21 protein-coding genes are annotated in these 21287 nt (G+C 70.4%); 13 read left to right on the top strand and 8 right to left on the bottom strand.

Annotation, left to right across the window (positions count from 1 at the left end; genetic code table 11):
* Positions 1 to 43: 43 nt before the first annotated feature.
* The 4 genes from murD to LDO26_RS08185 form a co-directional block, all read right to left on the bottom strand.
* Complete coding sequence (murD, locus tag LDO26_RS08200; RefSeq protein ID WP_232130597.1) at positions 44 to 1471, bottom strand: UDP-N-acetylmuramoyl-L-alanine--D-glutamate ligase; 1428 nt, start codon at positions 1469 to 1471, stop codon at positions 44 to 46.
* Positions 1452 to 2870, bottom strand: coding sequence for a UDP-N-acetyl-alpha-D-muramoyl-L-alanyl-L-glutamate epimerase (gene murL / locus LDO26_RS08195; RefSeq protein ID WP_232130596.1), 1419 nt, complete (start codon positions 2868 to 2870; stop codon positions 1452 to 1454). Before murL ends, murD begins: the two co-directional genes overlap by 20 nt.
* A gap of 69 nt (positions 2871 to 2939) precedes the next feature.
* Positions 2940 to 3374: a hypothetical protein gene (locus tag LDO26_RS08190; RefSeq protein ID WP_232130595.1), complete on the bottom strand. Its 435-nt coding sequence runs from the start codon at positions 3372 to 3374 to the stop codon at positions 2940 to 2942.
* A complete protein-coding gene (locus LDO26_RS08185; protein WP_232130594.1) occupies positions 3371 to 5977 on the bottom strand; it encodes a bifunctional aspartate kinase/diaminopimelate decarboxylase in 2607 nt (868 codons plus the stop codon). Before LDO26_RS08185 ends, LDO26_RS08190 begins: the two co-directional genes overlap by 4 nt.
* 309 nt (positions 5978 to 6286) lie before the next feature.
* On the opposite strand from LDO26_RS08185, the gene LDO26_RS08180 reads away from it, so the two are divergent.
* A complete protein-coding gene (locus LDO26_RS08180) occupies positions 6287 to 7186 on the top strand; it encodes a PhzF family phenazine biosynthesis protein (RefSeq protein ID WP_232130593.1) in 900 nt (299 codons plus the stop codon).
* Positions 7187 to 7199: 13 nt separating this feature from the next.
* Here the strand turns inward: LDO26_RS08180 and LDO26_RS08175 are convergent, their stop codons facing one another.
* Both LDO26_RS08175 and LDO26_RS08170 read right to left on the bottom strand, forming a co-directional pair.
* Positions 7200 to 8303 carry a DUF5694 domain-containing protein gene (locus LDO26_RS08175; protein WP_232130638.1) on the bottom strand — a complete coding sequence of 368 codons (1104 nt, stop codon included), beginning with the start codon at positions 8301 to 8303 and terminating at the stop codon, positions 7200 to 7202.
* 1243 nt (positions 8304 to 9546) lie between these two features.
* The gene (locus tag LDO26_RS08170; protein WP_232130592.1) at positions 9547 to 11253 is read right to left on the bottom strand and encodes an amidohydrolase; all 1707 of its coding nucleotides are present in this window, start codon (positions 11251 to 11253) and stop codon (positions 9547 to 9549) included.
* Positions 11254 to 11563: 310 nt separating this feature from the next.
* On the opposite strand from LDO26_RS08170, the gene dkgB reads away from it, so the two are divergent.
* Positions 11564 to 12367, top strand: a complete 804-nt coding sequence (gene dkgB, locus LDO26_RS08165; RefSeq protein ID WP_232130591.1) for a 2,5-didehydrogluconate reductase DkgB — start codon at positions 11564 to 11566, stop codon at positions 12365 to 12367.
* A gap of 187 nt (positions 12368 to 12554) precedes the next feature.
* Here dkgB and LDO26_RS08160 read toward each other — a convergent pair whose 3' ends face one another.
* Complete coding sequence (locus LDO26_RS08160) at positions 12555 to 12989, bottom strand: OsmC family protein (RefSeq protein WP_232130590.1); 435 nt, start codon at positions 12987 to 12989, stop codon at positions 12555 to 12557.
* A 128-nt stretch (positions 12990 to 13117) separates the two neighbouring features.
* On the opposite strand from LDO26_RS08160, the gene LDO26_RS08155 reads away from it, so the two are divergent.
* The 8 genes from LDO26_RS08155 to LDO26_RS08120 all read left to right on the top strand — a co-directional run bounded on the left by LDO26_RS08155 (position 13118) and on the right by LDO26_RS08120 (position 18101).
* Complete coding sequence (locus LDO26_RS08155) at positions 13118 to 13549, top strand: DUF2784 domain-containing protein (RefSeq protein ID WP_232130589.1); 432 nt, start codon at positions 13118 to 13120, stop codon at positions 13547 to 13549.
* A gap of 128 nt (positions 13550 to 13677) precedes the next feature.
* On the top strand, positions 13678 to 14076 hold the full coding sequence (locus LDO26_RS08150; protein WP_232130588.1) for an HU family DNA-binding protein: 399 nt from the start codon (positions 13678 to 13680) through the stop codon (positions 14074 to 14076).
* A 272-nt stretch (positions 14077 to 14348) separates the two neighbouring features.
* Positions 14349 to 14981, top strand: coding sequence for a tellurite resistance TerB family protein (locus LDO26_RS08145; protein ID WP_232130587.1), 633 nt, complete (start codon positions 14349 to 14351; stop codon positions 14979 to 14981).
* Between the two features lie 95 nt (positions 14982 to 15076).
* Entirely contained in the window at positions 15077 to 15682 is a 606-nt protein-coding gene (locus LDO26_RS08140) for a M23 family metallopeptidase (protein ID WP_232130586.1), read from the top strand.
* Positions 15683 to 15718: 36 nt separating this feature from the next.
* Positions 15719 to 16279 (top strand): hypothetical protein, encoded by a 561-nt coding sequence (locus LDO26_RS08135; RefSeq protein ID WP_232130585.1) that lies wholly within the window; start codon positions 15719 to 15721, stop codon positions 16277 to 16279.
* Positions 16280 to 16321: 42 nt separating this feature from the next.
* Complete coding sequence (locus LDO26_RS08130; protein WP_232130584.1) at positions 16322 to 16756, top strand: hypothetical protein; 435 nt, start codon at positions 16322 to 16324, stop codon at positions 16754 to 16756.
* A gap of 90 nt (positions 16757 to 16846) precedes the next feature.
* Positions 16847 to 17404, top strand: a complete 558-nt coding sequence (locus LDO26_RS08125) for a DUF1439 domain-containing protein (protein ID WP_232130583.1) — start codon at positions 16847 to 16849, stop codon at positions 17402 to 17404.
* A complete protein-coding gene (locus tag LDO26_RS08120) occupies positions 17394 to 18101 on the top strand; it encodes a hypothetical protein (RefSeq protein ID WP_232130582.1) in 708 nt (235 codons plus the stop codon). Before LDO26_RS08125 ends, LDO26_RS08120 begins: the two co-directional genes overlap by 11 nt.
* A 169-nt stretch (positions 18102 to 18270) precedes the next feature.
* Here the strand turns inward: LDO26_RS08120 and LDO26_RS08115 are convergent, their stop codons facing one another.
* Positions 18271 to 18759 (bottom strand): SET domain-containing protein, encoded by a 489-nt coding sequence (locus tag LDO26_RS08115; RefSeq protein ID WP_232130581.1) that lies wholly within the window; start codon positions 18757 to 18759, stop codon positions 18271 to 18273.
* A 173-nt stretch (positions 18760 to 18932) separates the two neighbouring features.
* Here LDO26_RS08115 and LDO26_RS08110 point away from each other — a divergent pair, with 173 nt between their 5' ends.
* From LDO26_RS08110 to LDO26_RS08100, 3 genes are read left to right on the top strand one after another with little or no spacing between them, the layout of a single operon-like run.
* Positions 18933 to 19400 (top strand): SUF system Fe-S cluster assembly regulator, encoded by a 468-nt coding sequence (locus LDO26_RS08110; RefSeq protein WP_232130580.1) that lies wholly within the window; start codon positions 18933 to 18935, stop codon positions 19398 to 19400.
* 16 nt (positions 19401 to 19416) lie between these two features.
* Positions 19417 to 20889: a Fe-S cluster assembly protein SufB gene (gene sufB / locus LDO26_RS08105; RefSeq protein ID WP_232130579.1), complete on the top strand. Its 1473-nt coding sequence runs from the start codon at positions 19417 to 19419 to the stop codon at positions 20887 to 20889.
* Positions 20886 to 21287, top strand: a complete 402-nt coding sequence (locus LDO26_RS08100) for a lysozyme inhibitor LprI family protein (RefSeq protein WP_232130578.1) — start codon at positions 20886 to 20888, stop codon at positions 21285 to 21287. The genes sufB and LDO26_RS08100 overlap by 4 nt, the downstream gene beginning before the upstream one ends.

Here is a 21287-nt window from a genome sequence, read left to right as displayed (position 1 = left end):
GTCGGCGGCGTTGCCCCGACCTGCGAATCCCGGGCGTCGGCTTCTAGGCGATGCCGAGCCCGGGGATCGCGGTGATCGCGTCGGGATCGAAGCCGCCGAGCGCAGCGAAGTGGCGGCCGCGCGCGGTGTAGTCGCGGTAGGCGCCGAAGCTCGGCGCGCCGGGCGAGAGCAGCAGCACGCCGTCGCCGGCCAGTGCGTCGCGGGCGAGCGCCGAACGGGCAAGACCGACGGCCGATTCGAGATCGTCGGCCGCATGCAGCGAGAAGCCGGCCGTGGCCGCCAGCGGCTGCAGCAGGTCGTGGATGCGCGGACCGTTCCGGCCCATGGTCACGATCGCGACCGGCGCGGCAGTGCGCATGGCGTCGGCGAAGGCCTGCCAGTCGAGGCCGCGGTCGTGGCCGCCGAGCAGGATCGCGACCCGGCGCCCGCGGAACACGTCCAGCGCGGCGAGGCTGGCGTGCGGCGTGGTGCTGATCGAGTCGTTGACCCAGGTCACCCCGTCACGCGTGCCCAGGGTCTGCAGGCGATGCGGCAGCGGCACGAAGTCCGCGGCGGCCGCGGCCAGCGGCGCCGCATCGATGCCCAGCGCCTCGATCGCGGTCAGCACCGCGCACAGGTTGCCACGGTTGTGGCGGCCGGGCAGCGGCAGGGCCGAGGTGTCGAGCACCGCGTCGCCGGCACGGTGCAGCACGTCGCCGCGCAGGTGCCAGCCGTCCTCACGGCCGAACCAGCGCACTTCGCCGTGCGGCAGCGCCAGCGCCGACAGCCGCGGGTCGGCGGCGTTGAGCACGGCGATGCGCGGCCGCGCCTGGGTCACCAGCGCCAGCTTGTCGTCGACATAGCGCTGCTCGCTGCCGTGCCAGTCCAGGTGCTCGGGGAAGACATTGGTGACCACGGCGATGTCCGGGCGCACGCCGCTGGCGGCGACGTCGCGGGTCTGGTAGCTCGACAGTTCGATCGCCCACGCGTCCGCGTCCGCATCGATCAGGTCCAGCAGCGGCAGGCCGATGTTGCCGGCCAGCGCGGTGCGCCGCCCGGCGCATCGCAGCAGGTGCGCCAGCAGCGCGGTGGTCGTGCTCTTGCCCTTGGTGCCGGTGACGCAGACGGTGCCCGCGGCGACCTCCCCCGGTGCCGCGCGCGCGCCGAACCACAGCGCGGTACCGCCGATGAAACGCGTGCCCGCCGCCGCGGCCGCCAGTGCATCGGGCGCATACGGGCTGATGCCCGGCGACTTGACCACGACCGCGCAGGCTGACAGCCGCGCCGCATCGACCTGCGTCTCGCAGGCCAGCAGCGCGTCGCCGAGCGTCGCCGCGTCGGCCGCCTCGGCGGCGTTGCACAGCAGGGTCAGCGGCAGCGCCGGCGCATGGGCGCGGATCGCGCGCCACGCGGCATGCCCTTCCCGTCCCCAGCCCCACAGCGCGATGCGGCCGCCGCCGGCGGCGATCGCCTCAAGCTGCGAGATGCGCACGCAGGCGTTCCCACAGCGCGGGCGGGATGCGCTGCTCGTCGTCGATCGCCAGCAGCGGTGCGATCGCGAGTTCGCCGGCGTCGAGCTGCGGCTGGATCTCGCGCACGAAACGCGCGACCACCGCATCCTCGCGCCACTCCGGGCGCTGGCCCAGCGCCGCCATCGCCGCGCGCGACTCGCGGCCTTCGCCGACGCATTCGAACGGCTTGTGGTCCTGGTACTCCAGCAGCGCGTCGAAGCCCGGCACCTGCGCCGGATCGTCGAGCAGGTTGCGGCCGAAGATCGCCACCAGCCGCGGCTTGGGCATGAACGGCGCCAGCGCCAGGAACACGAAATGGCACTTCGGGCAGATCCCGCACCAGCGATTGACCGGGCGCTCGCCCAGCAGGTGGAAATTGCGGTTGCAGCTGGAGAAATACGCGTCGTAGCGGTCGCTGCGGGCGAACTGCCGCGCCACCGCCAGCTCCGACAGCGGCCGCAGCAGCGAGTAGTAGTGCAGGTCGGCGGCGACGTGCCGCTGCACGTACGCGCCGAACGCCCGTTCGAACGCCCAGCCCTTCGACCACTGGTGGTTGACCTCGCTGGTCGTGCTGCCGTCGGCGGCCTTGATCAGGCTGCCGTAGCTGGCCGAGCGCTCGTTGGAGAACACCACCTGGTCGACATCCAGCAGCACCGCGGCCAGCACCAGGATCGCCGAATTGATCGCGGTGACCGGGATGTGCCCGTTCCACGCGCCCTGGCGGTTGTACTCGAACAGTTCCGGCGCCAGCTGGCGGCCGATGTTCAGCGTCGGCAGGCCGGTGCGCTCGGCGCAGACCCGGATCAGCTGCGAGCCGCCGATCCAGGACACCGTCTGCCCGACGCCCAGCGCACGCAGCGCCTCGATCGACACCAGCGAATCCTTGCCGCCGCCGATCGCCACCAGCGCGTGGTGGCGCAGGCCCAGACATGCCCGGTCGCCAGCGGCGACCGCCTCCGGTTCCCTTCTCCCGCCTGCGGGAGAAGGTGCCCGGCGGGCGGATGAGGGCGCCGCCGGGAACCGCACCCGCCCGTGCAGGTCCAGCCCGTTGCGGTAGGCGAACTCGCCGAGGCCGTGCACGTAGACGTCCTCGAGCAGCGCGGCGGTGTCGGCATCGATCGCGTAACCGTCGATGCGGATCTCCGGCGGCACCGCGGCCTTGTAGTAGCTGACGCCGGCGATCAGGTGCAGCAGCCGCAGCGCACGGGTCGCGGCCGCTGCGCGTGCGTCGTCCAGCACGAACGGCGCGCCCGGCACGGTGACCGTCTCGACCAGCTCGGGGCCATCGTCGAAGGCATAGCGCAGGCGCGCGACGCCGGTCGCGGCGTCGAGGTCGCAGTCGACGAAGCGGAACGCTGCGATGGAATCACGATCAAACATGCTTCTCAGGTCTCCACCCGGGTCGGAACGCGCCGGGCACGGCAATGGGCGCGAAGAAAACCACCAGCCTCATGCGGCCGCCCTGCGGTCGCTTCTGTGCAGGAAACGCCAGGCCAGCGGGGTGGTTGCCAGCAACGCCGGCAGGGTACCGAATACCAGGCCGAACAGTCCGAACAGCGCGGCACCGTGCAGCCACATGGCCATCCCCTCCTCCGGCGCCAGGGCCGCGGTCAGCCCCAGGCAAAGCGGAAAGAACAGGACCATGGCCACCAGCACGGTGGATGCCGCCATGCCGGCCAGCCGCCGGATACCGGGTCTTGCGGCCACCAGCCAGCGCCAGCCACAGACCCAGGCCGCGGCCAGCATCGCCGCCACCCCGGCCGTCATCCCCAGTCGCCACAGGAACGCGTTGCCCGCCCCCATCTCGAGCCAGATGCCGACCAGCAGGGTCAACGCAAGCGCAAGCGCCCCGGTCGACAGCGTGTACTCCAGTCGCGGGCTCACTCGAGCACGTCCTCGAGCGGCAGCGCCCGCCGGTTGTAGGTGTTGGCCATGACGAAGCCATAGGCGCCCGCATCGGCGACCAGCATCACGTCGCCCTCGGCGGTCGCCGCCGGCAGCATGCGCCGGGTGCCGAACACGTCGCTGGATTCGCAGATCGGGCCGACGACGTCGCACGGCGCGTCGGCCGCGTCGTCGAGGCGCGAGAGATTGGCGATCGCATGCCAGGCGTCGTACATCGCCGGCCGCATCAGGCTGTGCATGCCGGCATCCAGGCCCACCCGGCGCGTGCCGAGCTTGTCGACGACCTGGGTCACCGTCGCCAGCAGCACGCCGGCCTCGGCGACGAGGAAACGCCCCGGCTCGATCGCCAGCGCATAGTTCGGGTACGCGGCCTTGATGTCCGCCAGTCCCGCGGCCCAGGCGTCGAGGTCGAACGGCTGGTCGTCGGGCCGGTACGGGATCGGCAGGCCGCCGCCGATGTCGATGGTGTCGACGGTGCCGACCGCGTCGGCGAAGCCGGCCAGTTCGGCATAGACCTCGCGCCAGTGCGCGGCCGTGTCGATGCCGCTGCCCAGGTGCGCGTGGATGCCGGTGATGCGCACGTCCAGCGCGCGCGCAGCCTGCAGGAAATCGCCGAACGCACCCAGCGGCAGGCCGAACTTCGACGCCGCGCCGCCGGTGACGACCTTGGCATGGTGGCCGTCGCCGCGGCCCAGGTCGATGCGCAGCCACAGGTCCCGGCCGCGGAAGGTCTCCGGCCAGTTGCGCAGCGCCTCGACGTTGTCCAGCGTCACCGTGACGCCGAGCGCGAACGCGGCGTCGTACTCGGCGCGCGGCGCGAAGCTGGGCGTGAACAGCACGCGCGACGGCGCGAGGTCGGGCAGCACCGCGAACACGTGCTCGAGTTCGCCGAGCGACACGCACTCCAGACCGAAGTCCAGCTCGGTCAGCGTGCGCAGGATGACCGGGTGCGCGTTGGCCTTGATCGCGTAGAAGCGCCGGTCGATCGCCGCGATCGCCTGCAGCGACCCGGCCCGTGCGCGCACCGTCGGCAGGTGGTAGGCATAGTGCGGGGTGCCGGCGGCAGCCAGCGCCAGCAGCCGTGCGCGCGCGCCCTGCCACCACGGCGCCGGGCGCGCGCGGCGGCCGTGCATGATCTCGTGCCAGCTCGGCCCGAACACGCCGGCGTCGTGCACCGGCATCGCCCCGCTGTCGATCAGTTCGGCATGCAGTACCGGCAGCAGGCCGTCGGCGTCGGCCTCGTCGATGACGAAGGTCAGGTTGAGGTCGTTGGACGACTGCGAGATCAGGTGCACGCGCTCGCGGCCCATCGTCGCCCAGACGTCCGACAGCCTGTGCAGCAGCGAGCGCATGCCGCGGCCGACCAGGGTGATCGCCGCGCACGGCGCGATCACCTTGACCCGGCACACTTCGGCCAGGTCGTCCGACAGACGCGCCAGCACGTCGGTGCTGACCAGGTTCTCGCTGGGGTCCAGCGACACGGTGACGTTGGTCTCCGACGAGCCGATCAGGTCGACCGACAGGCCGTGGCGCTTGAAGCGCTCGAACACGTCGGCGAGGAAGCCGACCTGCTGCCACATGCCGATGCCTTCCATCGACACCAGCACGATGCCGTTGCGGCGGCTGATCGCCTTGACCCCCGGCACAGGCACGGCGCTGGCGTCGATCGTGGTGCCCGGCAGCTCCGGGCGCTCGGTGTCGAGGATCGCCATCGCCACGCCGCCGTCGCGGCAGGGCTTGATCGAGCGCGGATGCAGCACCTTGGCCCCGGTGGTCGCGATCTCCTGCGCCTCGGCATAGTCGAGCCGCGCGAGCAGCCGCGCGTCCGGCACGTCGCGCGGATTGGCGCTGAACATGCCCGGCACGTCGGTCCAGATCTCCACCCGGCGCGCGCCCAGCAGCGCACCGAAATACGCCGCCGAGGTATCCGAGCCGCCACGGCCGAGGATCGCGGTGCCGCCGTCGGCATGGCGGGCGATGAAGCCCTGGGTCAGCAGCATGCGCGGCGCCTGCGCGGCGAAGCGCGCGCGCCAGTCGCCATCGGCCTCGCGCCGGCAGTTGACCGACAGCCGCGTGGCCCACGCACTCTGGTTCGGCAGCTGCAGCGCGTCCAGCCACTCGCGCGCGTCGCACCAGCCGAAATCCAGGCCCTGCGCGCGCAGGTACGCGGCGCCGAGCGTCGAGGACAGCAGTTCGCCCTGCCCCAGCACCTCGGCCTGCCAGTCGAGCGTGCGCGTGGCCGCGCGCGGATCCCTGTGCAATGCGCGCAACGCGTCCAGGCGCGTGCCGAGCACCGCATCGACATCAAGTTCGAGTTCCTGCGCGAACGCGCGGTGACGGTCGATCAGCGCATCGACGCGCGCGGCGCCGTCGTCGGCGCCGTCGGCGATCGCGGTCAGTTCGTTGGTCACCCCCGACAACGCCGACACCACCACCAGCACCCGCGCGTCGCGCCCACCGTCGGCATGCGCCTGCGCCCGGCGTTTCGCCAGCCGGCCGATGGTGTCCCAGCGGTGGCGACGCGACACCGAGGTGCCGCCGAACTTGAGCACGATCCAGCGATCGGAGGAAGAAGAGGACATCGGACGTGGGGTCTCGAGCGGTGGGGAAAGCGCGGCCCGCATCGCCGCGTGGCGGATGGTGGGCCAATCGCCCGATTCTAAAGCAAGCCCCCGCCGCGACGCTGCGGCGGAAACTGCCGGCCGGGCCGCGTCACGCGGGTCTCGACCCGTCAGGACGGTCGACATGCGGGCAGGGCGACACCCGCCGTGCGCCTGGCCGTGCCCCGGACGCCCCATGAATCCGGTTGCAGCGCACGCCGGCCATGGACAGGAGCGGGCCATGGTCCCGGCCGGCTTGCTAAGCTGTCGCGCCCCGCGTCGCCCCTGCCCATGACCTCACGCCGTTTCGTCCAGCTGGACGTGTTCGCCGACCGGCCCGGCGCCGGCAATCCGCTGGCCGTCGTGCTCGACGCCGAAGGCCTCGACGACGCCACGATGCAGGCCATCGCCCGCTGGACCCGCCTGCCGGAGACCACATTCGTGTTCGCGCCCGATGCCGGCGGCGACTACCGCATCCGCATGTTCAGCCCGCGCCGCGAGGTGCCGTTCGCCGGCCATCCCAGCGTCGGCACCGCGCAGGCGTTGCTCGCGGCAGGCCGCATCGCGCCGGATGCGGACGGACGGGTGCTGCAGGACGGCATCGCCGGCCGCCTGCCGCTGCAGGTGCGCGGCGAGGGCCAGGCGCGCAGCGTCGCCGTGCGCACGCCCAGGGCCCACGTGGTCGAGGTCGCGGCGGCGGACGATCCGCGGCTGCGCGATGCGCTGGCCGGGCTGGCGCCGGGCGCGCTGCCGCCGGCGCTGATGTACGGTGGCAGGCGCTGGTGGCTGGCGGAACTGGCCGACGAGCACGGCCTGCGCGGCGCGCAACCGGACTGGGACGCGATCGCCCGGCTCGCCGAATCGACCGACAGCATGGGCCTGTGCGCGTTCGCGCGCGCCGATGCCGGCCAGCCCTATGACCTGGTGGTGCGCGCCTGGGTCGGTGCGCCGGCGCGTTTCGAGGACGCGGCGTCGGGCGCGGCCAACGCCACCCTCGCCGCATGGCTGGCATCGCGCGACGCCCTGCCCGGCGGCAGGCGCCGCTACGTGGTCAGCCAGGGCCGCGAGGTCGGCTACGACGCGCGGCTGCAGCTGGAGATCGACGACGACGGCGAAGTCTGGTCCGGTGGCCAGGTCGCATTCGTGGTCGAGGGCACGCTCGACTGGCACGAAGGAAGCGGCAACCCGTAACGCACGGGTCCGCCTACGGCTCGCCCGGTTCGGCGGCCGGGTCGACGGGCGCATCCCCGTCCGGGCCGAGCACCTGGTCGACGTCGACAATGTCCACGCCCTGCATCTGCCCGAGCAGGCTGTCGAACCAGGGCTTGTGACTGGCGCCGACGATCGACAGCACCCGCGCGCCGGGACGCGCGGCGAACGTGGCGCGGATGTTGGCAACCATGCGCAAATTGCGGGTCTCCCAGCCGGCCACGTACATCTGTCCCCACGGCTGCGAGGCGGCCACGCGCAACGCAGAAGCGAAATCGCCGTCGGCGGTGGCCTGGCGGACATCGATGCGATTCATATAGCGGTACAGCGCCAGCATGTCGCCGGATTTCGCCAGCGCGTCCGCGCGCGCATTGATCGGTTCCAGCTGCGCTGACGCGGTCTCCCATGCGCCGTACAGCGCGGCGGCGTAGGCGTCCATCCGGTCGGCCGGGATGTCGACATTGTCGCCGGTGTGGTCGTCGGTCGCATGCACGCGCGCCAGCCCCAGGCGGGCCGCCAACCGCGCGCCGACCTGGCGGCTTTCGTTGGGCGAAGCCTCGCGGCGGCGCATCTGCGTGACCAGCGCCGCATCGAGTCCGTCGCCCGCGCGCCGCTCCGCTGCCGGCAGCTGCCACCACTGCACCAGCGCCGAGTCCGTTTCGCCGGCCGCCAGGAACAGCGACGCCAGCCGGCGACGCTGCGCCGGTGTGGGCGCTTCGGGCCAGTCGCGCAATGTCGCCTCGACCGCTGCGGCGGCGGCCGGCACATCGAGTCCGGTCGCGTCGCGTGCGGGCCCGGTGTCCGGGCAATAGCGCCCCACGGCATCGGACGGGAACCGCGCAGGGTGGCGCGCATAGAAGTCGCATTCGACGCCGGAGATCGATTCGACGGTGATCACGTCCGGCGCAAATGCGGCCAGCCGCGCGAGCAGCGGCTCCAGCGTCGCCGGGTCGAAATCGCCGTCGGCATGCTCGGCCAGGTGCGCCGAGCCCAGCACCAGCACCTGCGCGCGCGGTCCGGCCATGTCGCGGTCCAGCCCGGACAGGTCCACCTGCGCCTGCGCGGCGCCCGCGCCGCACAGCAGCAGCGCGCACAACATCGATCGAATACGCATGCCGGGTCTCCGGATTGCCGAGGTCCCCGGACCCTAACCGCACGCCGTCGCCGGCACCTGTGCCGCCGGTCCCCCAACCATCGGCACGGTCGACCGATGCGCATCGCTGCGGGCCAGGCGCATCACCACTCGAACGATGGGGGGCGATCAACCACGCCAAGCTGCGTACCGATCATGACCGGACGTCACGCTGAGGGGGGTTCAACAGACTCCAGACTCCGCATTGCGCCGGGATCGAACCATGAACGCCCGCACCTGCAGCAGCCATGCTCGGCATCCTGGCCAGGGCGTCCTCACCGAGCGTCGATGACAGACTGAGCGTCGTGCGCGCTACCCTGCTGCACTGCGTCCGAAATCCGTGTCGAAGATAACGATGCCCGCATCGTCGATGCGATCGAAGTCTCGCTTCTCGTCATCCAGCAAACTGCATCGCCTGTTCATAAATTAAAGCTCTCATGCAGCGCACTCTCGCGTGTTATCAGGAAGTTCAGGGGACGTTGATTCCACTATTCCATGGAGAATTAAGGATGAAGTTCTATAATCTTGTGGTTGCTGCATTGTGCGTCGGAATCGCTTTACCAGCATTTGCATCACAGGGAGGCCGTTCCGCAAGTTCAGTTTGTACATCGCAGTCTAGGCATTACGAAATCGCCCGCGGCGAGCCCGGCTTTCAAGAGGCGGCCGACGGATTGAATGCATTCGTTGTGTCGCCCGAAGCTAGCTACGACAAGGTGCAGCTGCCGCAGACCTCTCGACGTTTCGTGAACGACGCGACAGAGGTTCTGAGAATCGAAATCGACGCGTTGTCATGCACCGATGGGTCAACGAGACCGGACGCCGGAGCCCTCTCTATTGGCGGTTGCGACTTCGTAGGCTGCGTCGGTAGCGTTCCCAATGAGTTTACCAACCTCCCAAATGGGTCTTCGGTCAAGTTGGAGTCTTGCGGCGGAGGCACGAGAACGTCAGGCACGTTCGTGCGGGGGTCCAACGGCCTTTGGGTTATGACCAGCTACTCTCAAGAACGGGTGACGAACTGCTCACCTATATCCTGAAGACCTAAGGCAAAGCCAAAGCCGGGCTCCTAACCCGCGCTGCCCCAAGCAGCCACAGGCCCTGCGCCCCATGCCTGACAGCCACGGTCCGGAAGCGACCAGCCTGGTATTCGAGGTTACGCACCTGCTCTGCCTTCCGAGCGGCATGCGCGTAACCACCGTGGCCGCACTCGGCCTCAGTCCGCCGGCGCCTCGTACACGCGCTGGCCGTCGACCCATGTCGACAGCAGCCGCAGCCCGTCCAGCTGCGCGACCGGCACCGTCAGCGGGTCATCGGCCAGCAGCACGAAGTCCGCGCGCAGACCCGGCGCCAGGCGCCCGACCTCGCCTTCCGCGAAACCGGCATATGCGGCATCGGCGGTGAAGCCGCGCAACGCCTCGTCGACGGTGAGCTTCTGGTCGGCCAGCCAGCCGCCGGGCGGCTGGCCGTCGCGGTCCTGGCGGGTCACCGCCGCGTAAAGGCCCAGCCGCGGATCCACCGCCTCGACCGGAAAATCGGACCCCAGCGCCATGCGCGCGCCACTGCCGAGGAACCGGCGCCAGGCGTAGGCACCGGCCAGCCGCGCCTCGCCGACACGCGCGCCGGCCCACGGCATGTCGGACGTCGCATGGGTGGGCTGCATCGACGCGATCACGCCCAGCCCGGCGAAACGCGGGATGTCCTCGGACGCGACGATCTGCGCATGCTCCACCCGCCAGCGCAGCGTCTCGCCGCCGGCATCGTCATTGCCGTCGATGCCGGCGAGCACGTCGGCATAGGTGTCGAGCACCAGCCGGTTGCCATGGTCGCCGATCGCGTGGGTCGCCACCTGCACGCCGCAGCGCGCGGCTTTCTCGACCGCGGCACGGAATGCGGCGGGCTCGGTCACCAGCAGGCCGGTGTTGCCGTGTTCGTCGGCGTAGTCCTCCAGCATCGCCGCGCCGCGGCTGCCCAGCGCGCCATCGATGTAGAGCTTGACCCCGCGCATCCGCAGGCGGCCGCCGGCGTGCGAATAGAGGCCATCGGTGCACAGATCCTGCAGCGCAGCGTCGTCGCCGTCGGCATACGCCGTCACCCGCAACGGCAGGCGACCGGCATCGGCGAACTCGCGGTACAGCGCCAGCTCGTCGCGCGAGACGCCCATGTCGTGCACGCCGGTCAGGCCGTTGCCGACGGCGGCATCGAGCGCGCGCGCGAAGGCCTGGCGGTCGTCGTCGGGCGTGGGCGCGGGCACGGCGCGGTCGACCAGGCGCATGGCCTCGTCGACGAACACGCCCGAAGGCGCACCGGCCGCGTCGCGCACGATGCGCCCGCCCTGGGGCTGCGCGTCGCCATGCAGGCTTGCGCCGGCCGCCTCCGCCGCGCGCAGCGCGGCGCTGTTGGCCCAGCCGGCATGGCCGTCGACGCGGTACAGCCACACCGGGCGCCCGGGGAACGCGGCATCGAGATCGGCCGCGGTCGGAAACGCGGCCTCGGGCCACAGGTTCTGGTCCCAGCCACCGCCCAGCAGCCAGGCATCCGGCGCGAGGTCTGCGGCGTAGGCGCGCAGGCGCTCGACGATCTCCTGCTTGCTGCGCGCGCCGGCCAGGTCGACGCGCATCAGCGCAAACCCCAGGCCCATGAGGTGGGCGTGGGCATCGATCAGGCCCGGCACGACCACCGCGTTGCCGGCGTCGACGACCGCCGCCTGCGGCCAGCGCGCGCGCAGCGTGGCGGCATCGCCGACATCGACCAGCACACCGTCACCGTCCCAGACCAGCGCATCGGCCTGCGGCCGCCCCGGGTCCATGGTATGGACGCGTTGCGCCTGCAGCAGCTGCAACTGCGCAGCCGACGCCGCCGGCGCGGCCAGCACGCATGCCGACAGGCAGATCCCGGACACGAACGTCCACAGTCCACGCATACCGCCTCCGCATCGTCTGGGCATGGCCACGGACTATGGACGCGCCCGGCGCGGCGGGCAAATCGCGGCGGGCAGGCGTCCTGCCGGTCGTCGCATCGCCGCCGGCCGCGCCTGCGCATCCGGTCGCCGAGCGCGCGGGACGACGCGGGCGGGCGCCGTTGTGCCCGCCGCTGAAGGCATGACCAGCCGGGGACGATCCGCATCGTTTCGCCTGCGCCACACGCAAGCGCCGCCGGGAGGTCCATCATTGCGGCGGGCCGCCGCGCGCCTGCGCCGCGACCGCCATCCCGACCCCCCATGGAGCCTGCACATGCCTGTTCCCGCCTTCGGCCTCGGCACCTACCGCCTCAAGGGCCAGACCGTCATCGACTCGGTGCGCACCGCGCTGGACCTCGGCTACCGCGCGATCGATACCGCGCAGATCTACGACAACGAGGCCGACGTCGGCCAGGCAATCGAGGAATCCGGCGTTGCCCGTGACGCGCTGTACCTGACCACCAAGATCTGGATCGACAACCTGTCGAAGGACAGGCTGATCCCCAGCCTGCGCGAGAGCCTGCGAAAACTGCGCACCGACCACGTGGACCTGACCCTGATCCATTGGCCCTCGCCGGGTGGCGCAGTGCCGCTGGCCGAGTCGCTGGAGGCCCTGCTCGAAGCGCGGGCGCAGGGCCTGACCGGCGAGATCGGCGTATCGAACTTCACGATCGCGCTGCTGGAAGAAGCCATCGCCATCGCCGGCGCAGACAGCATCGCCACCAACCAGGTGGAGATCAGTCCCTACCTGCAGAACCGCAGGCTGGCCGCCTTCGCCCGCGAACAGGGCATCCACCTGACCTCGTACATGACCCTGGCCTACGGCGAGGTGGTGCACGACCCGGTGCTGCAGGAGATCGCCGGCAGGCACGACGCGACTGCGGTGCAGGTGGCGCTGGCCTGGGCCCTGCAGCAGGGGTTCTCGGTGATCCCCTCGTCGACCAAGCGGGCAAACCTCGAAAGCAACCTCGCCGCGACCCGCCTGCGCCTGGGCGCGGACGACCTCGCCGCCATCGCCGCGCTGGACCGCAACGCCAGACTGGCGAGCCCCGACGGCATCGCCCCGCAGTGGGACTGAGCGGCTGAAAACAGGTTCTTCTCCGATGACAGGGGAAGACGGCTGCCCGGGCCCTGCGCAGGTCGGCATCGCGCAGCCGACCTGCGCGGCGTTTCGGGTTCACGGGGAGTCGTGGACTCCGCCGATCCGGCCCGGCGGCAAGCCCCCGGTGTCGGGGGCTTGCCCGGCCCGCGGCCGAAGCCGCCCGTCAGCCCTGCAGCTCGGCCTCGAGCGTGATCGGCACCGCCGACAGCGCCTTCGATACCGGGCAGTTCTCCTTCGCGTCCTCGGCGATCTCGCGGAACTTCACCGCATCGATGCCGGGCACCTTGGCGAGGGTCTTGAGCCGGATCGCGCTGAGCGTCGGGCCGCCATCGGTCGACAGGTCCACGTCGGCACGGGTGTCGATGGTGTCCGGCGGAAAGCCCGCCTCGCTGAGCTTGGCCGACAGCGCCATCGAGAAGCAGCCGGCATGCGCGGCGGCGATCAGTTCCTCGGGGTTGGTGCCCTTCTCGTCGCCGAAGCGGGTGTTGAAGGCGTAGCGGGTGTCGTCGAGCAGGCCGCTCTGCGGTGTCGACAGCGTGCCCTTGCCGGACTTGAGGTCGCCGGCCCAGTGCGCGGTCGCGTGACGGGAAATACCCATGTCTGTTCTCCTGATCGGGGGATGACGGGCGAGCATACGCCGTCCTCCGTTACGCCCGTGTCCGGGCAACGGCACGGGCGCCATGCGACGATCGGCGTGCCTTCCTCCCGGCGCCGCCGATGTCCGCGTTGTCCCCGCAAACCGCCGCGCTGCTTGCCGACCTGCTGCTGGCCCTGCACGCCGGCATCGCCGCGTTCGTCGTGCTGATGACGCTTGCCGTCGTCGCCGGTGGCCCGCTCGGCTGGCGCTGGGTGCGGCGCCGGACGCCGCGCCTCGTGCATTTGGCGCTGGTGGCGGTGATCGCGCTGCAGGCCTGGCTCGGCCGCCTGTGTCCGCTGACAATCTGGGAGCAGCAGCTCAGAAACATCGCCGGGCAGGCCACCTACGGCGAATCCTTCATCCAGCACTGGCTGTCGCGGATGCTGTTTTTCGAGGCGCCCTGGTGGCTGTTCGTGGCCGCCTACTCGCTGCTGGCACTGCTGGTCGTCCTCGGATGGTGGCGGTGGCCGCCACGCCCCGGACCCGACGTTGCGGACGCCACGCCCGCCGACAGGCGCTGACAAGCGATAAATCCGCTGTTTTTTTGCGATTTCCTATTGGCGGGGGTGTCGCGATGCCCTACATTTCGCTTGCCGGCTCGCTCGGCCAGGACCATCACTCCAAAATTCTCTGAGGGAACTAGACACCCATGGCAACGAAGAAGGCCACCACCAAGAAAGTCGCGACCAAGAAAGCGGCACCGAAGAAGGCCGCTGCGAAGCCGGCAGCGCCGAAGCCGATCAAGGAAGCCCTGAGCAAGTCGGGTCTGGTCGCGCACATCTCCGAAGGCACCGGCGTCATCGCCAAGGACGTCCGCGCCGTGCTCACCGCGCTCGAACATGCCGTGCACGGCTCGATCAGCAAGAAGGGCGCCGGTTCGTTCACCCTGCCGGGCCTGCTGAAGATCACCTCGGTCAGCGTGCCGGCCAAGCCGAAGCGCAAAGGCATCAACCCCTTCACCAAGGAAGAGCAGTGGTTCGCCGCCAAGCCGGCTTCGGTCAAGGTCAAGGTGCGCCCGCTGAAGAAGCTCAAGGACGCCGCGTCCTGAGACGCGCGCCCTGACGCAGTTGCTTCGATCGGGACGGCCTTGGCCGTCCCGATTTCGTTTCGGCTCCCCGACGAGCTTCCCTTCCCGTTCGGTGCAGGCCGTTTCCGCTGGCGGCCTCCGCCCGGCAATGCAGCCAACGCTGCGACGCTCCCGTCCGCAACGCCCGGCATTTATCCGCAGTCCACCGGCCGCCGTGCATCCTCGCCGGCGGCACGATCGCGCGATGGCGTCGGTTCCCCTGCCGCACACTCCCCCACCAACGGACAAGACCGATGAGCTTCAAGGGTTTCCTCGACCACCTTCTGACCTCGCAATCGGGCGGCAAGCCCGGCGGCAGCCTGCTCAACGCGGATTTCGGCAAGGGCGCGATCAGCGGCGGCGCGCTCGGCCTGCTGCTGGGCAGGAACAAGTCGACCCGCAAACTGGCCACCTACGGCGGCCTCGCCGCGATCGGCGTGATGGCCTACAAGGCCTATGGCGACTACCAGAAACAGCAGGCCGGCGCCGCCGCACCCGCCCCGCAGACCGTCGACCGGCTGCCTGCGCCACAGGCCGACCTGCACAGCCAGGCGATCCTCAAGGCGCTGGTCGCCGCGGCCAAGGCCGACGGCCACATGGATGCCCGCGAGCGCGCGGTCATCGAGGGCGAGTTCGCGCGTATCGATGCAGGTACCGACGTGCAGCGCTGGCTGCAGGCCGAGCTGGAAAAACCGCTGGATCCGGCAGAAGTCGCATCGGCGGCATCGTCGCCGGAGATCGCCTCGGAGATGTACCTGGCCAGCGTGCTGGTCGCCGACGAGCAGAACTTCATGGAACGCGCGTATCTCGACGAACTGGCGCGGCAGCTGAAGCTCGACGACGCGCTGCGGCAGCGGCTGGAGCAGGAAGTGCAGGCCGCGCGCTGATCCGCGCTTGCGCTTGCGCAAAAACGCCCCGCATCGGGTGGCCGCGATGCATTCCCTGCACGTGGCCTCACGGCCATCGACGCTAACCTGCGCCGATGTCGTCACCGCCCCACACCCCTGCCCGTACGCGCCGCGACTACGCGCCGCAGCTGCGGCGCATCCTGCGCGTTGTCTGCGTGGCCGCGGTGCTGGCCGCCGCCGGACACTGGGCCTGGCACCAGCCGTTCATGGCCAAGCCGCGTGCGATTTCGGCGCTCGCCGCGATGCCAGCACCGGACGCGCTGGCGATGCCGGTCGACGGCGTGCACGCCCGCCAGGTTGCCGACAGCTTCGGCGCATCGCGCGGATCCGATCGGAGCCATGAAGGCGTCGACATCTTCGCGCCACGCGGCACGACCGTGCGCAGCGCCACGCCCGGGCTGGTCGTCGCGATCCGCGACAGCGGCCTCGGCGGGCGCCAGGTCTGGGTCATGGGCCCCGGCCGCCAGCGCCACTACTACGCGCACCTCGACGACTGGGCACCGCTGCTGCAGGTCGGCGATCTGGTCCAGGCCGGCGACCCCCTGGGGACGGTCGGCACGACCGGAAATGCCCGCGGCACGCCACCGCACCTGCATTATGGGGTCTATGCCAGCGACGGCGCCTTCGATCCGCTACCGCTGCTGCACGCGGGCTACCCGGCCACGGGTGACAGGCCCTAACATCCGCGCTGCGCCAGTCGCGCACCCGGGTCCACGATGCCGTCACAACGCCTGAAGACCGTCATTGTCGTGACCGCGATCGCCGTGCTGGCGCTCGGGCTGTGGCGCTGCACGCACGATTCCACGCCCGCGGCCAGCCATCCCCAGGCAGTCCACGGCGCCGCGCCCGCCACCGACGCGGCCGCAGCACCGGACGCATCCGCCGAAACCGCTGCCCGGCAGGCAAGGGCTCGCGCCGAACACGACGCCGCGCTGACCGCCGCGGTCAGCGCCCTGCATCGCTACTTCGCGGTGCTGTTCAATGCCGACCGCAGCGAGGCCGACCGCCTGTGGGTCGATGCACGGCCCGCGGCGTCGGGCGAGGCGGACCTGCGCACGCTCGACGATGTGCGGTCGCTGCGTACCGAGAACGGCACGCCGCGCGCGCTCGACACCGCATCCCCGCCGGATGCACTGGAGATCCCGGTACGCCTGCGCATCGCCGCCGGCAACGCGCCGATTCGCGAGTACATCGGGCACTACCGGTTGCGGCGCGGCCATGACGGTATCTGGCGCATCACCTCGGCGTCGATCGACGCTTCACCGCAGCGGCGATAATCTTGGCCGGTCGCGCCGGATCGACCGGTCGTGGGAGGCTGGATGGACAAACGTTTCTGGATCTGCGGGCTGACCGTCTCCATGACCGGCCTGGTGCTGGGCTTCCTGGTCCACGGCGTGGCGCTGCGCACCGACTATCTCGCCCTGGCCCACCTGTTCCGGCCGCAGCCCGACGCCACCGCCAAGGCCGGCTGGATCGTGCTGGCCTACGTATCGCTGGGCCTGGCGATGACCTGGCTGTACCGCTGGCTGCCGCAGCCGCAACGCAGCAAGCGCTGGCATGGCGCGCGCTTCGGCCTGGCGATCGCACTGGTGTCGTTCGTGCCGTGGCATCTGCTCGCGCATGCCGGCCAGCCGTTCCCGCTGTCGCTGACGCTGAAGCAGATCGTGTTCGACGTGATCTCGATGCAGTTGCTGGGCCTGCTGCTGGCATGGCTGCAGCCGCACCGCCGGGCGCTGGCCGAGGCGCCCGAGTAGGCGATGCGCAGCGGACGCAACGCCGCTAACCGCAGGTTCACCGCGCCGGCGTAATTTGCCGGAATCCGCCGCCAGGAACGACTTCCCGCCATGCGCACGCTCCGCCTGCCCGTCCTCGCCCTGACGCTGCTGTGCATCGCCGGCTGCACGTCGATCGGCGTGGTCTCGGCCTGGCTCAACGACCAGGTCGCCTTCACCGCGCCGCAGCTGCAGCGCCAGCTCGACAGCCGCTTCCCGCGCAGCTTCGACAAGTTCGGCGGCATCGTCTCGGTGACGCTCGAGCACCCGAGGCTCAGCATGCCCGCGGGCGACAACCGCCTGCGGCTGGATTTCGACATCGCCTTCGACGGCCTTGGCGGCGCCAGCCGTCCCGGTCACCTGGCGCTGCTCAGCGGACTGCGTTACGAGCCCTCGACCCGCGGCCTGCACCTGCAGGATCCGGAACTGCTGCAGTTCGACCTGCCGGGCAGCAACGCCCTGCTCCAGGGCGGTGCACGCGGCGTGGTCAACAGCCTGCTGGCCGAGTACGCGCGCAGCGAGCCGGTGTACCGGATCGACGACGACCTGCTGTCGCGACTGCCGGCAGGCCGGCACATCGGCAATGTCGAGGTCCGGGATGCGCGCGTGGTGGTGCATCTTGCGCGCTGAGGCGCCCCGCGCGGCGCACTGGCGCATCGCCGTCGCCGCGCTGGTCGTGGCATCCGGGCTGTGCGCCTGCGGCGGACGCGACCAGCCCGCGCCGACCGGAGACACTGCCGACGAGGCGCCGCTGCCACAGCCGCAGACGCCGCACGGCCCGCTGACCGCGATGCCCGCGAACCCGGGGCCCGGCGACGTGCCGCTGGGCGGTACGCCGCCGGCATCCGCCCCCGACGCGCTGTTGCCGCCGCTCGAGGACGAGCCCGAAAGCGGCCTGCTGGTGCCCGGCGCCGGCGCCCCCGACGCGGACGCGGCCACGCAACCACCCGAGCCCGGCCCGGAGGAGGCCGCGGCGGTGATCCGCACCTACTACGCGGCGATCAACGCCCTCGACTACCCCCGCGCCTACGCGTTGTGGTCCGATGGCGGCCGCAGCAGCGGCCAGACGCCGGAAGCGTTCGCCGCCGGATTCGCCGACACCGCCGCGGTGATGGTCGACATCGGCGCACCGCGCAATGCCGACGCCGCGGCCGGTTCGCGCTACATCGAGGTGCCGGTGACGCTGCGTGCCCAGCAGCGCGATGGCGGCAGCCGCCACTTCAGCGGCAGCTACGTACTGCGGCGCGCGGTGGTCGACGGTGCCAGCGACGTGCAGCGCAGCTGGCGGATCGCCTCGGCGGACCTGCGCGAAGTGCCGGCGCCCTGACGACGCCGCCTCGATGTGCTCCGGCATCCCTGCGAAGGCGGCATGGCCATCCGGCTTCGCGTAGGTCGGCCCCGTGCGGCCGACGCGCGCGGGGTCGCGGATTCGCGAAGCCCCGGCGTCGGGGCATTGCCCCGGCCTGCGATCGAGCGCCCCGGAATCGGCGAAGAACCTATTTCTTGGGCTGCAGCATCGTCCCGGTGCAGTTGGCCGATCCGCAGCGGCAACCCCAGAGCTTCTTGAGCCTGGGCGTATGCCGCTCGGCGAGGGTGATGCCGTAGTTGTAGGTCAGTTCCTCGCCCTCGGCGATGTCGCGGATCGCCTCGATGAACACCTTGTCCTTGTGCCGCCGGTCCTTGGGGTCCTCCTGGACGACGGCCTCGCAGTTCGGCTCGCAGCTGTGGTTGATCCAGCGCGCGACGTTGCCATCGACATTGGCATCGATGACGTAGTCGTCGTTGAGGGTGAACAGGAAAGTGTGCCCGTCCTCCTCGAGATCGCCGTATTCGTTGTCCACATCGGCGTGGCTGCGCAGGAAACCCTTGTAGCGGATGATCCGCTCGCCCTTGGCGATCGCCTCGGTGGCGAACACGCCATTGCCGTGGATGCTCGACAGGCGGGCTTCGATCTTCTTCGGCTTCTTCTTGTGTTTCCTGGGCATCGCACGCTCGTTCTGGACTGGTCGCCGCATTGTGTCCAACATCCACGCCCGCCGCCAGCGATGCACGTGCAGCGCGTGACCGTGCGCCGTCCGGCTGAACCCCAAGTCGCACACACGTTGAGTCGCACGGACCAAAAGCGTACAATTTTGGTCCGTTTTGACCGGCTCTCCGCATGCTCCGGGTCACCAAGCTCACCGATTACGCCACCGTGGTCATGACCGTGCTCGCCGCGCGGCCGGATACGGTGATGAGCGCGACCGAGCTGGCCGATCAGGCCGGGCTGGAAGCGCCGACCGTTAGCAAGCTGCTCAAGCCGCTGGCGCAGGCGGGCTTGGTCGAGGGCTTCCGCGGCGCCAACGGCGGCTACCGGCTGGCGCGCCCGGCCGATGCGATCAGCCTGGTCGAGATCGTCGAGGCGATGGAAGGCCCGCTGGCGATGACCGAGTGCAGCCTGCACGACGGCCACTGCGGCATATCCGCGCAGTGCGGCGTGCGCACCAACTGGCGCCGGATCAACGACGTCGTCGCCGACGCGCTGCGTGGCGTGAGCCTGTCGCAGATGCTCGGCGATGCCGCCCATCCCGCCCCCTCCTCCCCCGGCGATGCGAAGCGTATCCACGCCCGCCTCGCCTCCGCATAGACAGTAGGCAGCCCCCATGGCCACCGACATCGCAGAACCCATCGCGACCGCACCGCGCCCCAACGAGGCGATCCACGAACAGCTCGGCCGTCGCTACGACGCCGGCTTCGTCACCGACATCGAGTCCGACAGCTTCCCGCCCGGCCTCGACGAAAATGTCGTCCGCGCGCTGTCGGCGAAGAAGCAAGAGCCCGAGTGGATGACCGAGTGGCGCGTGGCCGCCTATCGCCACTGGCTGACGATGCCGGTGCCGCACTGGGCCAAGCTCGACATCGCCCCGATCGACCTGCAGTCGGTCAGCTACTACTCCGCGCCGAAGGCCAAGTACGCCTCGCTCGACGAGGTGCCGCAGGAGCTGCTGGACACCTACGAGAAGCTCGGCGTGCCGCTGCACGAACGCGCCAGGCTGGCCGGCGTCGCGGTCGACGCGGTGTTCGACTCGGTCTCGGTCGGCACCACGTTCCGCAAGGAACTGGCCGAGAAGGGCATCGTGTTCTGCTCGATGTCCGAGGCGATCAAGGACCATCCCGAGCTGGTGAAGCAGTACCTCGGCAGCGTGGTGCCGGTCGGCGACAACTACTTCGCCGCGCTCAACTCCGCGGTGTTCTCCGACGGCAGCTTCGTGTTCATCCCCAGGGGCGTGCGCTGCCCGATGGAGCTGAGCACCTACTTCCGCATCAACGCCGGACACACCGGCCAGTTCGAGCGCACCCTGATCGTCTGCGAGGACAAGGCCTACGTCAGCTATCTCGAAGGCTGCACCGCGCCGATGCGCGACGAGAACCAGCTGCACGCGGCGGTGGTCGAGCTGGTCGCGCTGGAAGACGCCGAGATCAAGTACTCCACGGTGCAGAACTGGTACCCGGGCGACGAGGAAGGCCGCGGCGGCATCTACAACTTCGTCACCAAGCGCGCCGAATGCCGCGGCGACCGCAGCAAGGTCACCTGGACCCAGGTCGAGACCGGCTCGGCGATCACCTGGAAGTACCCCTCGTGCGTGCTGCTGGGCGACGATTCCAGCGGCGAGTTCCACTCGGTCGCGCTGACCCACCACCGCCAGCAGGCCGACACCGGCACCAAGATGATCCACGTCGGCAAGCGCACCAAGAGCAAGATCGTCAGCAAGGGCATCAGTGCCGGACGCGGGCAGAACACCTACCGCGGCCTGGTCAAGGTCGGCGCCGGGGCCGATGGCGCGCGCAACTACACCCAGTGCGACTCGCTGCTGATCGGCAAGCAGTGCGGCGCCCACACCTTCCCCTATATCGAGGTGAAGAACCCGGGCGCGACCGTCGAGCACGAGGCGACCACCTCCAAGATCAGCGACGACCAGCTGTTCTACTGCCGCGCCCGCGGCATCAGCGAGGAGGACGCGGTCAGCCTGATCGTCGACGGCTTCTGCAAGCAGGTCTTCCGCGAGCTGCCGATGGAGTTCGCGGTCGAGGCCAAGAAGCTGCTGGACGTGTCGCTGGAAGGCTCGGTCGGATGAAACCCCTGCTGCTTTCCCTGTGCCTGGTGGCCGCGATGCCGGCCATGGCAGCGCCTGTCTGCAATCCCGATGGCTCGCAACTGGAATTGAACCAATGCGCCGCGGAAGAGCTGGCTGAAGCCGACGCCGAACTCAACACGGTCTACCGGCAAGTCGTCGCCTCGCGCAACGGCGATCCTGTTGCATTGGATCGCTTACGGGCCGCACAGCGGCTGTGGATCCAGCTTCGTGATGCCGATCTGGCTGCGCAGTTCCCGCTCGCAGAGGGACAGGATCCGCGGCTTGCGTACGGCTCGATCTATCCCCTCGAGTTCGCGGCCGAAAAAGCCGAACTCACACGACAGCGCAGCGCCTATCTGCGCCGGCAATTCCTCGGGCAAGGCGACACCGGCCGATAG

It is taken from the genome of Proluteimonas luteida (assembly GCF_021191695.1).
In the GTDB taxonomy this organism is placed as follows: Bacteria; Pseudomonadota; Gammaproteobacteria; order Xanthomonadales; family Xanthomonadaceae; genus Luteimonas; species Luteimonas luteida.
The sequence above is the reverse complement of the archived record's forward strand: the minus strand, read 5'-3'. Positions and strand labels throughout refer to the sequence as shown.

What these genes read in the sequence shown, in the direction of transcription:
- LDO26_RS08170 (WP_232130592.1), bottom strand. Translation starts at nt 11,253, where the DNA reads ATGCGTGGACTGTGGACGTTCGTGTCCGGGATCTGCCTGTCGGCATGC.
- sufB (WP_232130579.1), top strand. Translation starts at nt 19,417, where the DNA reads ATGGCCACCGACATCGCAGAACCCATCGCGACCGCACCGCGCCCCAAC.
- murL (WP_232130596.1), bottom strand. Translation starts at nt 2,870, where the DNA reads ATGTTTGATCGTGATTCCATCGCAGCGTTCCGCTTCGTCGACTGCGAC.
- LDO26_RS08180 (WP_232130593.1), top strand. Translation starts at nt 6,287, where the DNA reads ATGACCTCACGCCGTTTCGTCCAGCTGGACGTGTTCGCCGACCGGCCC.
- LDO26_RS08130 (WP_232130584.1), top strand. Translation starts at nt 16,322, where the DNA reads ATGGACAAACGTTTCTGGATCTGCGGGCTGACCGTCTCCATGACCGGC.
- LDO26_RS08100 (WP_232130578.1), top strand. Translation starts at nt 20,886, where the DNA reads ATGAAACCCCTGCTGCTTTCCCTGTGCCTGGTGGCCGCGATGCCGGCC.
- LDO26_RS08145 (WP_232130587.1), top strand. Translation starts at nt 14,349, where the DNA reads ATGAGCTTCAAGGGTTTCCTCGACCACCTTCTGACCTCGCAATCGGGC.
- LDO26_RS08140 (WP_232130586.1), top strand. Translation starts at nt 15,077, where the DNA reads ATGTCGTCACCGCCCCACACCCCTGCCCGTACGCGCCGCGACTACGCG.
- LDO26_RS08115 (WP_232130581.1), bottom strand. Translation starts at nt 18,759, where the DNA reads ATGCCCAGGAAACACAAGAAGAAGCCGAAGAAGATCGAAGCCCGCCTG.
- LDO26_RS08135 (WP_232130585.1), top strand. Translation starts at nt 15,719, where the DNA reads ATGCCGTCACAACGCCTGAAGACCGTCATTGTCGTGACCGCGATCGCC.
- LDO26_RS08150 (WP_232130588.1), top strand. Translation starts at nt 13,678, where the DNA reads ATGGCAACGAAGAAGGCCACCACCAAGAAAGTCGCGACCAAGAAAGCG.
- LDO26_RS08185 (WP_232130594.1), bottom strand. Translation starts at nt 5,977, where the DNA reads ATGTCCTCTTCTTCCTCCGATCGCTGGATCGTGCTCAAGTTCGGCGGC.
- LDO26_RS08125 (WP_232130583.1), top strand. Translation starts at nt 16,847, where the DNA reads ATGCGCACGCTCCGCCTGCCCGTCCTCGCCCTGACGCTGCTGTGCATC.
- LDO26_RS08160 (WP_232130590.1), bottom strand. Translation starts at nt 12,989, where the DNA reads ATGGGTATTTCCCGTCACGCGACCGCGCACTGGGCCGGCGACCTCAAG.
- dkgB (WP_232130591.1), top strand. Translation starts at nt 11,564, where the DNA reads ATGCCTGTTCCCGCCTTCGGCCTCGGCACCTACCGCCTCAAGGGCCAG.
- LDO26_RS08175 (WP_232130638.1), bottom strand. Translation starts at nt 8,303, where the DNA reads ATGTTGTGCGCGCTGCTGCTGTGCGGCGCGGGCGCCGCGCAGGCGCAG.
- LDO26_RS08110 (WP_232130580.1), top strand. Translation starts at nt 18,933, where the DNA reads ATGCTCCGGGTCACCAAGCTCACCGATTACGCCACCGTGGTCATGACC.